Source organism: Tunturibacter empetritectus (assembly GCF_040358985.1).
Lineage (GTDB): Bacteria > Acidobacteriota > Terriglobia > Terriglobales > Acidobacteriaceae > Edaphobacter > Edaphobacter empetritectus.
In genome coordinates, this window is the sequence record NZ_CP132932.1 from 3,278,107 (window position 1) to 3,291,789 (window position 13,683).

A 13,683-nucleotide genomic window follows, 5' to 3' on the forward strand; every position below is an offset into this window, starting at 1 on the left:
ATTGTTCAAACTTGATCCGGGCTCTGGGGGATTGTTCTATGGAGGCGAGGCACCATCCGGAAGTGGGGAAGGTTTGCAAAAGGACACGACGGGGAACCGGGGGTATCTGCATTCGATCCGTTTGGCCCCACTAGAGTTCGGGATCGTCGGCTATTTCCTACTCTTCTTCGGTTTGGGACTAAACGCCGTTCCGGTGTGCGCCCAGGAGGGCATGGGAGGCACGCAGGAGACACATTTTCACCTGGCTCCCCGTCCCAGCGTGGTCCGGGCCAGCGCGGTCCAGCCGATTACCGCTGAGGCGATGCTCGACAGACTGGATGGCCTGTGCCGATTCACGGTGCAGTGGCAGGATGCCAGCGGCGCAGTCATCGATCCGTTCGTGCATCGCGAGTTTCAGTATGCGACTCCTTACTTCGCTTTTGCGGTCGGCACCCTGGTTGAGGCTGGACGTTCCCGCGACCTGCTGCCGCATGGGGTGGCGGCGATGGAGAGCGCGACGCGGCAGTTGGGTGGTGGAGACGCCGCTGTTCCGGATCGACACGGCGAGTTTTTTCTGGCGTCGCTTAGCGAAGCGCTGCCCGTCTACAAAGGGCTGGTGCCGGAGGAGACCTGGCTGCGCTGGAGCAATCGGCTTCGTCTTCCGATCGCGGAGATGATCGCCGAAAAGCAGATAGGCAACTGGCGAACCTACGCGATGAAAGGGGAGTGGCAGAGGGCGAAGCTTGGGCTGGTCTCGCACAGCGATGCTGTCTCCTTTATCGAGGAGAACTGGAAGAAGGATGAGCTGGGACGGTTTGCCGCGGCGCCCACTTTTCTTTACCACGATCGAAGCAGCGATCCGGATACGCTGAGTGTGGCGCTGGTTGGGGAGGGCAACCTGCTGGCGCTGGTGCTGGAAGACTATGACGGACCCAGCGCCGCGGAGATCAAGGCCAAGGTGCTGGCAGCGCTGCGGGCTACTGTGCTGCTGGTTGATCCGACGGGGCAGGTGCCGGCGAACGGACGCACCGACGACCATGTGTGGACGGAGGTGGGGTTGCAACTGCTGTTCTCTGCGGCGGCGCCGATGATGCGGGCGGAGGGAGATGCGCGCACGGCCGACGCCATGGAGCGGCTGGCTGAATTGAGCTTTGCCGGGATGGAACGGTGGCGGCGAAGCGACGGCAGGTGGAGCGGGAGCTACTACATTACGAAGAATCACTTCGATCCGGCGCTTCGGGTGGGGTATCAGAATGCGTCGCAGTACTCGAACTACAGCGGTTCGCTGATGTTTCATCTGGCCGAGATGTACCGGCTGCGGAGCAAGCTTGCGATCAAGCCGGTGAGCGTGCCTTCCCCAGCAGAGATTGGTGGGTATGCTGTGCAGCTCGATCCGGCTTTTGCGGCGTCGTTTGCCAACGCGGGGGGACTTCAACTCGAGTTCAATCTGCACGGGGAGACGAAGGAGACCAACGACAACTGGTGGACGCCGCTGGGCGTTGTCCGGATCGCTCGGGCAGCGTGGGAGACCCGGTTGGGACCTTCGGACGGAGCGCAGACCGCGTCGGCTGCGGCGAGTTTTGCTCCAGAGATTCAACGAAACGGCGAGTGGGTCAGGTTATCGGCGATTCCCGATGTCTATGAGGCGACCTGGAGCGTGCAGATGGTCAATCCTGCGATCGTTCGCTGCACAATGGAGTACCACCCGACCGCAGGGCACGATGGCCCCAGCTTTCGCGACCGGTTCGCGATTACTCCGGATGGGGTGCTTTCGACCGTTAAAGAGATCGCGCAGGAGCATGAGAGCTGGGGCGTTACCTGGCCGCTTTTGGTCGATGATGGGCAGCCGTTGCGTACACGGATCGATGGCCGCATCGCGGAGGCCAGCTTTGCGGCTGGGGCCGACACGGAGAGCTTCTTAGCGGTCGATGGTGATGCCACTCTGGATGCTAAGATGAAGCCGGTTCGCTCGACCTTTGGCGATCTGCTTCCGGTACGCATGAGAACTGCCGGCGCAACCTCGCATACCTTTGTCTATCCGCATGACGCGGGACAGCCTGATGCGGATGCCGTCCTGAAGAGCTTTCGGATTACGGAGCGAGGTTTCGTGTCGGCGCTCGGGCGGGTCGAAGGGGATATCTATATAAGTCCGACGTTCGCTGGCGGGCGGGGCAGCGAGGTCGCTCTGAAGGAAGGCGGAAGAGCCGATCTCCGGTTCAACCGCGAGTGCGGCTTCGTCGTTCAGATCAGTCACGGAGCAGTCACGGCGATCGAGGTGGATCGTGCGGTGACGGCTCGACTTCGGGGACATACCTACCAACTAAATGCCTATCGCCCTTTATTCCTTCCCTGACCATTGCAAGAGTCGGACGACTGGAGCGTAAGCCTTGCAACACACGAGTCCTTGGGAATGCCGACTAGCATTGGAAGCAGAACCAAGGTCGATACACTTCGCGGAAGTTAGCTCTTAGGGCACAGAAGTTATCTGCTGCCTGGCGCTTGCTCAATCAACCGCTTTGTCTACCGTCACTTCCTCCTTACGGAGGAGAGGGCGGTGCAACCCGCGAAACGTAATGTCATTTTGTTAAGAGAGGCGTTAACAGCCTTCGTTTGCAGTAAAAGCCTTGCCAATAACTTTACTGTCTTCTTTTCGGCGAAATAGACTCAGCACGCTTTTACTTCGGAGGCTTCACTGTATGCAAAAGATTCTTATAAGAGATAAAAGGATGGGAGCGTTCCGGTGGGTTCTGCTTCTAATTCTTCAGGTTGCGGCTTGCCGTCTGGTGGCACAGGTCAACTCTTCGACTGTGACCGGGACTGTGACGGACTCGTCGGGTGCCAGAGTTGCGGGGGCCAAGGTCCTCATTACGAATCAGGCTACGGGTGTTTCGGTGTCCACGGTAACGACCGGGACGGGCGAGTATACGGCTCCGTACCTGATCGCAGGCACCTATAAGGTGCAGGTTATTGCTTCCGGATTTGCGTCCCAGTTGGCGGAGAACGCGCCGGTAGGCAACAACGCGACGGTGCATGTCGACGTGGTTTTGAAGACGGGCGGCACGGAGACGATCGTGCAGGTAGACGCGGGCGCGGCTGCGCTGCAGACCGACGACACCACCGTGAAGACGACGATCGACGCGCTTCAGATCGATGCCCTGCCGAATATCAATCAGAATCCGCTGCTCTATGCCACGCTGCAGCCGGGGGTTGCGGCGGAGAAATCGGCGCACCAGACTCAGAGTACGGACTCGTTCGGGATCGGACCTCATGCCCGCCGTGTTGAGTCGCTGATCAGCGTCAACGGCGGTCTCGGATTCACGACCGACATCCAGCTTGACGGTATTCCGATCCTGGCCAGCGACTACAACGAAGAGGGCATCACTCCCAACCAGGAGAGCATCCAGGAGGTGCAGGTCCAGTCAAATACCTTCTCGTCGGAGTATGGCCGCGGCACTGGGATTGTCGAATACTTCTCAAAGAGCGGGACCAACGCGCTTCATGGCGAGGTCGTCTATCGCAACCGTAACGAAGCCTTCAATGCGAACGGTTATGGAAACAACTTCAACCATTTTGTCTCTGCGCAGACCAATCCAGCGACCCAGACCGGTGTGCGCGGTCCGTTCAAGATCAATTACTTCGGCGGTTCACTCGGCGGCCCCATTATCAAAGACAAGCTCTTCTTCTTTGCCAGTTACGAGGGTTTGAAGCACGTCGCGCCCATCAACAAGAACATCACCGTACCCACGATGCTCGAGCGGAACGGCGATTTTTCCTGCACAAAGATTCAGGACAACAATGGTAACCCCGTTCCGGTCACGATCTATAACCCCTACACGGCGACCCAGGTAGCACCAAACGTTTATGAACGGGCCTTATTCGCCCCAGGCTCGGCAAACTGCGCGGGAGCCGGCAACTTTGGCGGAGGCGGCAGCGCGGTCGGCGGTGGTTCTGCCATCCCAGCAGGCAACCTGGATGCGGTGGGCGTGAAGGTGTACTCCAATTACCCGCTGCCGAACCAGGCGGCCTCCGACGTCTATGGAAACAATAACTACAACGTCAACACCACGCAGAACTTCCTCCGCAATACGGGCCAGATCCGCGTCGATTACAAGCTGAACAGCCGCAACAGCATCTATGCGACCGGCGGTATCTCAGAGGGTTCGGTGATTGTTCCGAACTTCCTGGGTCCTAACAACCCGTTCTATCCCAATATCACCTGGGGTCAGACCATCACAGACAACAACCCGTACGCAGCCATTGGCGACACGGTGATCTTCAGCCCGACGCTGGTGCTTGATGTTCGCTATGGAGTCAACCGGATGCAGAGCATCGAAGGATATGGGCCGAAGTCAGGCACCTTCGACAACTCTCCTTATCAACAGCCAGCTGCGGTGCAGTCGCTGGTCAACGACCCAAGCCAGCCCTTCGACTTCTGTCCGGGATCGAGCACTCAATACACTTGTCTGAATTACACGGTGGGTCAGCACATCAACGAGCACCAGACCAACCACAGCGCGGTAGCCAGCATCACGAAGACGCACGGCAGCTTTACCTTTAAGGTAGGCGGCGAGTATCGTGTCGGCCTGTTGAACACGGCCAATCCGGTCCATGCGAACTTCGAGGTCGGTAACTACTACTCCGATCAGAACTATACGTCGCAGTATACGGATGCGAACGGCAATAACGTGGGCTCATACAACACCACAAATGTGCAGCAAGGTTTTCCAGCGGCACAGTGGCTGACCGGAGCCGGGTACGAGGTGGCGGCGAGCTCAGTCGCCTCGGCGCTGGCGATGAAGTATGGTGCGTTCTACGAACAGACGACCTGGAAGGCTACGCCGAAGCTGACGCTGAACTTCGGGCTGCGATTTGAGTTGCAGGCGGGGCCGACAGAGCGCCACAACCAGCAGTCGGCGTTCGATACGGAGGGCACCAACCCGTATGGCAAGGGCTCCTATGTGTTCTCGGGCACCAACGGCTACTCCCGCAACCTTTATCTGTCTCACTACAATGACTACGGCCCGCGATTTGGGGTGGCCTACAACCTCGACAGCACTACGGTGATTCGCGGCGGCTTCGGGATCGCGTACCTTCCTACCAACTCCGGCTTCGGCTTTACGTCCCAGAACAATACAGCCTTCACGACGCACAATGTCGCGAGCTCGAGTGCCGTCTTTGGAGCGAACCCGAACGGAATTCCGATCGGCAAGTTCTACGATGGGCAGGTGTCCGGCAACATCGTTCCTGCGCTGGGGTCCGACACTACCAATCCGCTGCAGTATGGCGGCTCAAACTCTTATCTGCAGGACTACCGCAGCACGTACGACGGCCGGTTGCTGCAGTGGAACGTCTTCTTCGAGAAGAGCTTTACGCCGTCGACGATCTTCTCGCTGGGTTATTCGGCTTCGAACGGAGACAGGCTGCCGTTTTCCAACGTCCCTGTCAACGGTCTTGGCGCTAACGGCACGGGAACATTTTCGCCTCCGGGCTTCCAGACCATCTCGCCGGCGCTGCTTGCTTCGTGGAGACAGTCTTACATCTCCTCCAATGGCACCAATCCCGGCACACTGCCTATTGCCAACCCTTACCACGGCAATGGGTTTCAAGGGGGCGCGCTCTCTGCGGCTACGGTTCCGGCGTGGCGGCTGCAGGTTCCGTATCCGGAGTTTCCGGATTTGAATCTGTTGGAGCAGAAGGCACACTCCAACTACCAGTCCTTGATAGCCGAGGTTCGACACACGTTGTCGAAGGGCATTCAGTTCGATGCAAGCTATGTATGGTCCAAGGAGATCGACGACACGCAGAACATCGGGCAGAGCAACGACGCGTTCAACAATGCGGGCGAACAGAATACCGGCTACCTGCTAAACCTGAATGACCCTTACGAGAATCGGCACGTCGGCTACAACGACATACCGAACCGCGTGGTGGTCACGGCGCTGTTTGAATCGCCCTTTGGCCGGAACAGACAGTTCCTGGCGAATAGCAAGGCTGCGGATCTGCTACTCGGGGGCTGGCGACTGGGCACGTCTTTCCAGGCGCAGACAGGAACGCCGATCGAGATCAGCTCCTCGATGGGCAGCCTGAATAATCGCCCGAACCGCGTTCCGGGAGTCAATCCGATCCTGCCGAAGTCGGAGCGCCACTTCTTCTACAACCCTAAAGGCGGCCAGACGATCCAGTTACCCGGACTGGATGGCGGCGGCACAGCGAACGTGACCTGCACGGGCTGCATGCCTTACCTGAATCCGCTTGCTTTCGCAGGTCCAACGGTGACGACGCCAAACGGCAAGATCGAGCCGGATATCTTCTGGTACGGCAACTCGCGAGTTGCCTTTGACGATATCCGCAGTCCGAACAACATATTCTTCGACGCGCAACTGCAGCGCGACTTCCGCATCACGGAGCGCGTCCACTTTTCGGTGGCGGCGAACGCCTTCAACGTGCTGAACTTGACGCAGTTCACGCCAATCCAGGCTATTGGCGTGGGCGGCATCAACACCAGCTCCACCTCAAGACCAATCGGAACGTCCTCGCTTCAGACGGAGCCGCTGAACTTCTACGATCCGCGACAGCTTGAACTGCAAGGGAGGATTACCTTCTAAGCGGTGCTTTTTGGCCAACGAGGGCGGTCACAGTCTTTGTGGCGGCCCTCGCCTCTTTTTTGTGGGTCGGCTTTGTGGATCGGACAGAAAAGTTGAACGAGTAGAATGACCATCAGGAAACTTTGCTTTGCAAAATGTTTGGGCGCAGGTCGTGAAGTTCCGTGAAGAGGCAGGCGCCTGTTGGTGGAGACATGCTCGCTGCAAGAGAAGATGCGGCGCTGTTGTGACGCTTCTTCTATTGTTGGCTGAGGGATTTCCCGCGGCTCTCTCGCAAGTTCCAGGGAACGTTGTAGGTACTGAACCGGCGCCTAAACCGGCGTCTAAGGCGTCAGAGACCATCACGCCTGTTGAGTTTGCGGTATTGAAGCGACGCGCGGCGGCGGGCAATGTGGCAGCAGAAGCGAAGCTTGGCTCGGTGTACCTCAGTGGTGCTGCCGGGGAGACGCCGAATCCCGCGATGGGATTTCCGTGGGTGTTGAAGGCGGCGGAGCGACACGATATGAGGGCGCAGTTCTTAGTGGGCGCAATGTATGCGCAGGGGATTGGGACAACGCAGGACTATGCCATGGCGGCAAAGTGGTTCACGACCTGCGCAGAGCGCGATGATGCGGCGTGCGCGCTCGATCTCGGTCTGCTATACGGCCGTGGCTCGGGCGTGACGCGGGACTACTCCACGGCGGTGAAGTGGTATAAAGTTGCCGCGGCGCACAACCAGGGCGATGCCGAAAAGCTGTTGGCGTTCCACTACGAACAGGGACTTGGCGTGGAGAAGAACGACACACTCGCCTCGCAATACTGGCAGCAGGCGGCTGAGCAGGGGGATGCTTCGGCGCAGCTTGCGACGGGCAAGCGCTATCTGCTCGGCCAGGGGGTTGCGCGTGATCCAAAGGCAGCCGTGATGTGGCTGCGCAAGGCTGCTGAACAGGGGCAGGTGGATGCGCAGTACAGTCTCGCAATTCTGCTGCTACAGGGGGAAGGCGTCGACGCAGATTCGGCAGCAGCGCTTAAACTTTTGCGAGACGCTGCGATGCAGAACAACGGGCCGGCGCAGATGGAGTTGGGTACGTTGTATCTGGAAGGCAGAGCGGTGAACCGTGATCCGAAGGAGGCGCTGAAGTGGCTGCAGCAGGCTGCCAGGAACAAGGTTGTCGCGGCCCAGTATCGGCTTGGCATGCTTCTGCGGGACGGCGATCTAGGAGTCGAGATAAATCCTGTTCAGGCGGATCGATGGCTGCAGGCGGCGGCCGCTGCCGGCAGTGACGAAGCAAAGGCAGCGCTTGCACAGACCAGCAACCTTGGCCATCCACAGGCCGTCATTCCCGGGCCGCAATGAAGTTCACTCGCCGTAATTTTATTGCGGGGGCATGTGCCGGCGCTGCCTCACCTTATCTCTCAGCCGTGTTGCCGCCGATAGCTTCTTCGCCGCTGTTCCGGAGCGTTCCCGCTTCGCAGAGCGGACTCACCTGGGTGCATGACAATGGCAAAAGCTCGATGCGATGGTTGCCGGAGAGTATGTGCTCTGGTTGCGCGTTCTTTGACTTTGACAACGACGGGTGGATGGATATCTTTCTCGTCAACACAGGCCCGAGCGACTTCTACAAACCGCAGAAGCCGACCCGCTGCGCGCTTTACAAGAACAATCGCGACGGCACCTTCACCGATGTCACCGAGAAGGCAGGACTGCAAGGCAATGTGTGGGGCGAGGGTGTTGCTATTGGTGACTACGACGGGGATGGGTGGCCCGATCTTTATCTGACGGCCTATGGAGCGAACAAGCTGTACAAGAACAATCGCGATGGAACGTTTACGGATGTCACTAAGCAGGCGGGAGTCGCGGCAGAGGGATGGTCTACCTCGGCGGTGTGGTTCGACTACGACAACGATGGCAGGCTGGACCTGTTCGTGTGCAGCTTCGTAGAGTACTCGCGGGATACCAAGGTAAGTTGCGGCAATAATGCCCTGGGGGTGCGCTACTACTGCACACCACGCATCTTTTCGCCGCGGCCAAGCCTACTGTTTCATAACAACGGCGATGGCACGTTCACAGAGGTGGGGCACAGCAGTGCGATTGGAGAAAACCCGACCAAGGCTCATGGCGTTGTGGCGGCGGATCTGAATGGCGACGGCAGGATGGACCTGTTCGTTGCGAACGACACGGCGGCGAACTACCTCTTCATGAATCGCGGAGGCGGTAAGTGGGAGGAGGTCGGATTCAACGCCGGGGTCTCGTTCAGCGAAGGAGGGCAGGCGCGCTCCGGGATGGGAGTGGATGCGGGGGACTACGATAACGACGGCAAGATCGATTTATTCGTGGCCAACATCGACCGCGAGCAGTTTGCGCTTTATCACAATGACGGCAACGAGACTTACACGGACCTTGCGGGGAAGACCGGCATCGGTTTTGCGACTGCGACATTGAGCGGCTGGGGCTTAAAGTTCTTTGACTATGACAACGATGGCGACCTCGACCTCATTCTTTCGAACGGACACCCGGACGATATGGTGGACCAGTACTCGCCGAACGTCACCTGGAAAGAGCCGCTGCTGTTGTTCCACGGAGACGGTAAAGGCGCATTTGAGAACGTGAGCAAGCTGGCTGGCCCGGAGTTTGCCATGCAGTGGGGAGCGCGGGGACTTGCTCTTGGCGACTTCAACAACGATGGCGGCGTGGATGTGTTGATCAATAACAATGGAGGCGCGCCGCTGCTGCTTGAGAATCGCACGGGAAAGAAGAATCACTGGCTGGGTCTGAAGCTGGTCGGCACGAAGGCGAATGTTGATGCGGTAGGTACGGTGGTCACCTGGAGCTTTGCCGGTACGACACGCACACGGCAGAAGGTGGGCGGCGGAAGTTATCTGTCTTCGCACGATCCGCGGATGGTGCTTGGGATTGGGCAGGCTGCGAAGATCGATGCGATTGAGATTAAGTGGCCACTGCCTTCGGGCAAGACCGAGAGGTTCGACAAGCTGCCGATCGATCGTTACATCACGATCGTCGAAGGCAAGGGGATTTAGGAGAAGTAGCCGAATGGGCGTCAGCTTTTCTTTCTCCACTCGAAGACGTCGCGCCAGCCTGCTTGGCGTTCTTTTGATTACTTTGTGTGTAGCTGCTAATGTTTTTTGTATTGGGAGCGCACGCGTGAGAGCTTCGGAACGTGCGGTAGATCAGACGGCGTCCTCTGCTTTGCATACTCCTCTAGCGCTATCGGCTTATGCGGGTGATGCCGCGTGCCTCGCCTGCCATCAACAGATCTCTGAAAGCTATGTGCATACTGCGCATCATTTGACGTCGCAGGTTGCATCTGCGGAGTCGATTCACGGCAGTTTCAGCGCCGGGGCGAATGCGCTGAAGACCGCTAATCCTGGATTGACGTTTGAGATGCAGGCGATGCCGGATGGCAGCTTCACGCAGACTGCCAACTATGTCACGCGGACGGGCACGCTACAGACCTTGACTCAGCCGATCGATCTTGTTACGGGGTCTGGGCGGAAGGGGCAGACATATCTCTACTGGGCAGGAGAGCTGCTGTTCGAGTTGCCGGTCTCGTATTGGACTGTCGGCAAGGAGTGGATCAACAGCCCGGGATATCAGGATGGCACGGCGCATTTTGACCGCCCCATTGCGCCACAGTGCCTGGAGTGTCATGCCTCTTACTTCGAGTCTCTCGCTCCGCCGGTGAATCGATTTGACCGGACGAAGCTGGTGCTGGGTATTGGCTGCGAGCGCTGCCATGGGCCGGGTGCAGAGCATGTGCGCCGCGAGCGGTTGAGTCCGCAGCCGCGTCCGGGCTCCTCGGAAGAAGCGATTGTGAATCCGGCGCGGCTTGATCGTGAGAGGCAGATCGACGTCTGTGCGTTGTGCCATGCGGGAGCGGGAGAGGCATTGGCACAGCCGCTTTCTTTTAAGCCGGGCGATGTGCTGGCGGAGTATGTTCGATCTCCTGCCGTACTTCCGGGTGCGCCGTTGGACGTTCACACCAACCAGGTGCAACTGCTTCGTGAGAGCAAGTGTTTTCTGTCGAGCAATATGACTTGTTCTACCTGCCACGACACGCATGAGGAGCAGCGGGATGTAGCGGCACTCTCGTCAAAGTGCCTTGGGTGCCATACACAAAAGGCGTGCCCGAAGTATAAGACGCTGCCTGCGGCCATCAAAACTCGCTGCGTCGAGTGTCATATGCCTCTGCAGCATTCGAACACGCTGTTCTCGGACAACTCGGGAGAACGCCTCACGCCCAAGGTTCGCAATCACCGCATTGCTGTTTATGCGGAGTTCACGGCGAAGTGAGGTGGGGAGCAGGAGCTTCGGTCTGCTTGGCTAAGTTAAATTTGGGGCCGCATATCTGATCCGCAGGGATTGTTGCGGGGTCAGGCTTATCTCTTTTTTAAATTGAAGAGTGCAGCTATCTGTATTCCTGCGAGATGCTGCAGTTATCTTTTCTTCGCCAAGTTTCATCGTTTGTACGCCGCACTCAGGCGGGAGCACGAGCGAATCGAAGTTTAGCTCACCCGCAATCACTGTGAGCGTCAGCGTATTGGCCTCAAACCGCAGCTCTCCCCAGCCAGTGTTGGAGGTCCATGGAGAACGAAAGAGTTGTTTCGTTGACATCTTTGGCTGTACGGTGAGCTGTTGCAGTACGGCGTCGTGGCGAAAGCCCGAGAGTGCGGGGATCAAGGCCCAACTTGCCATCGATCGAGCGTAGTGGTGGCCCCACTCCAGCTCGTCCATCGGATTTCTACTTTCGCCGTCGTGGCGCGCGCGTACGTCTGTAACATGCTGGATGGCTTCGTCGATCAGGCCGTACTGGATCATGGTGGCGGAGACGGCGTGTTCCAACCCGCACCAGTTTTCGCTGGAGTAGGCCATCGGATTCACGGGAATGTCTTCAGGCTTTTTGTAAGCGCAGATGCGCAGCGCCGGTTCGTCGTTAACGGCATACATGCGATGCGTTCCCAGCATCGCGTAGGGTCCCATGCGCTGGTTGTAGCGATGAATCGATCTCAACGCGGTGCGCATATTGTCTGCGGAAAGCAGATCGCCAAGACCGGCCATCCCTGCCATGTACTGACCGATGATCTGGTCGATGTGGCAGGCGGGACCTAGTTGAGAGTGAGGGTCGGCGGTGTTGATCTCGCCGCTGAGCAGCGCGGGGTCCACGTCGGCCAGAGGCACAGGGCGTATCTGCTGGATGTAGAACTCGCCTTGGAAGAGATGCTTGTCGGTCCACTCTCTTCCGGCTTGTTCGATGCGTTCGCACTCTGCAGCGAACTCGTTGTCGTTCGCGGCTTTTGCCATTGCGGCAGAGGCTCGCAGAGCCGCGAGGTACCAGCTTTGCATCATCCCCGTTGGGCCGAGAAATTGGATGTCGTAGGTGTTGTGTTGCGCACCTTCCATCACGCCGTCTCGATTGGCATCCCATCCGCCCTTGATCCAGGCATAGGCGAGCGCACGCTTCGCGGCCGGCCGATACTTCAACATCCACGGCGTGTCTCCGCTGATGCGCCAGTCGAGATAGAGCCGTACGATCTGCCCCATCTGCCCATCGGCGGCGGCCTGATGGTCCGGCTCAGTGAGCGTGAAGTGCTCATAGCCCAGCGGCAGCTTGTGGCGAAAGTCCATGTGGCCGCTGGCCTGAGTGGCATAGCCGAAACTGGTCTCGCGCATAGAACGGGAGAGCGCCGGAAAGACGTAGCTGGTCGCTACTTCATAGTTCCAGACATGAGTACAAGAGCCGGGACCTTGTCCTCCTGTGCTGTTGCTGCATCCTTCATAGCCGTGGAAGCTGCCGTCGGCGATGCGGAAGCTGGTATTCGAGACCAGGGTGGAGAGATTCGAGGCGGCCGCATCCTTCACCGAGGCGGGCAGGGTAGCGTCGCGCATGGTGGCGGCGAAGGCGTGTGTCCTACGTTCCAGTTCCGGAAGGTTTTTGATCGTGTACTCGGCCACCTCCCATGCATTGTGGAAGCGAGTCGCATAGAAGTTGCCGAGGTTTACCTTTTCCATTCCTTTGGGCGCGCCCCAACCGATGCCCTCCGGGGTGCGGTTGGGATAGTGCCAGGCCAGTAGAAAGCGGAACCTCGCGGTGCTGCCCGCTGCGATTGTCGTGCGGATTGAAGCCGAGCCGATCGGGTCCTTCTCCTTCTCCGATGCAAAGTCCTTCGGGATGCTGCCATCCGCCGCGAAGGACTTCCAGATTTTTTCCAGAGAGTAGATGCCCTGGTTCGGCCAGGCCTCGGTCAGTTGCAGTGAGGAGCCTTCCTCCGGTAGCGCAAGCAGAGCGAAGCTGCCGCTCTTCGGCGCGTCCACTGCCAACGTGGGATTGGTCATGAAGACGCCTGTCGGAAGAGTGCTGCCTGGGATCGACCGCAATACATTGGTGCCCCACTTTGCGCCGTGGCATGGGTTCTCGATGGAAAGCGCAATCGCCACTGTTGCTGGGGTCTGTGAAGTGTTCTTGACGTTGTATTCGAAGACGCCGATGGGCAGACCGGAGTCGTCCGCGTCAACTGGGTAGAACGGCGAGAAGGCCGTCAGTGAGACGTCCACCGGGCAGTGCGGATCGGAGAAGTTGATCTTTGCGACGGGGAAGCTCGAAGAGAAGACAGCCTCCGTCATGCGCGGCATATCGAGTGCGCCGACTCCGCGGATGCCCTCGCGGTAGTCCCACTGATCGTAGGGCGGTAACAACTTGCGCTCGAGGATGGAGGTGAACGGCGCTGCCCCCGCGCCCTCTACGTGGATGGCGGCGAAGGTGTAGCGGAGAAGGTCGCCGCTCTCGGGCCGGTTAAATATCTGCCATAAGCGAAGATCGCCCCGGCCGCCAAGCTCCACTCCGCCTGTGCCGATGCCGCCAACGGGAAACGCGATGCGGGCCAGGTTGCGTCCAGTAAAGGTGCGCGGGAAGTTAAGTTCAGGCGTCGGCGTTGCGTTGGAGGAAGAAGGCGTTGCTGCCGGAGAGTCTTTTTCGTTACTGACTCCATGTGACGCAAGCAGATTTGTATCCAGCTTCGGTAGTAGCACGGCTCCCAATGCAGCCTGCTTAACAAAGGTTCTGCGGCTTGTTCTTTCTTTCACTAGCCCACCCTTTAAGCAAGTGTC

The 13,683-nt window shown here is 58.7% G+C and carries 6 protein-coding genes; 5 read left to right on the plus strand and 1 reads right to left on the minus strand.

Features of this window, described 5'->3' with window-relative positions:
- The first annotated feature begins 73 nt into the window (after positions 1 to 73).
- The 5 genes from RBB75_RS13605 (at position 74) to RBB75_RS13625 (ending at position 10,872) form a co-directional block, all read left to right on the plus strand.
- Entirely contained in the window at positions 74 to 2,332 is a 2,259-nt protein-coding gene (locus RBB75_RS13605) for a hypothetical protein (protein ID WP_353068384.1), read from the plus strand.
- A 373-nt stretch (positions 2,333 to 2,705) separates the two neighbouring features.
- Entirely contained in the window at positions 2,706 to 6,584 is a 3,879-nt protein-coding gene (locus tag RBB75_RS13610; protein WP_353068385.1) for a TonB-dependent receptor, read from the plus strand.
- Between the two features lie 361 nt (positions 6,585 to 6,945).
- Positions 6,946 to 7,917: a tetratricopeptide repeat protein gene (locus tag RBB75_RS13615; RefSeq protein WP_353068386.1), complete on the plus strand. Its 972-nt coding sequence runs from the start codon at positions 6,946 to 6,948 to the stop codon at positions 7,915 to 7,917.
- Positions 7,914 to 9,599 carry a CRTAC1 family protein gene (locus tag RBB75_RS13620; RefSeq protein WP_353068387.1) on the plus strand — a complete coding sequence of 562 codons (1,686 nt, stop codon included), beginning with the start codon at positions 7,914 to 7,916 and terminating at the stop codon, positions 9,597 to 9,599. The genes RBB75_RS13615 and RBB75_RS13620 overlap by 4 nt, the downstream gene beginning before the upstream one ends.
- A 124-nt stretch (positions 9,600 to 9,723) precedes the next feature.
- Positions 9,724 to 10,872, plus strand: a complete 1,149-nt coding sequence (locus RBB75_RS13625) for a multiheme c-type cytochrome (RefSeq protein WP_179637297.1) — start codon at positions 9,724 to 9,726, stop codon at positions 10,870 to 10,872.
- Between the two features lie 30 nt (positions 10,873 to 10,902).
- On the opposite strand, the gene RBB75_RS13630 is transcribed toward RBB75_RS13625, so the two are convergent.
- Entirely contained in the window at positions 10,903 to 13,659 is a 2,757-nt protein-coding gene (locus tag RBB75_RS13630; RefSeq protein WP_179637298.1) for a GH116 family glycosyl-hydrolase, read from the minus strand.
- Between the last annotated feature and the right edge of the window lie 24 nt (positions 13,660 to 13,683).

Bases quoted from the DNA above. Each gene is read 5' to 3' on its own strand.
- RBB75_RS13610 (WP_353068385.1), top strand. From the start codon at position 2,706: ATGGGAGCGTTCCGGTGGGTTCTGCTTCTAATTCTTCAGGTTGCGGCT.
- RBB75_RS13620 (WP_353068387.1), top strand. From the start codon at position 7,914: ATGAAGTTCACTCGCCGTAATTTTATTGCGGGGGCATGTGCCGGCGCT.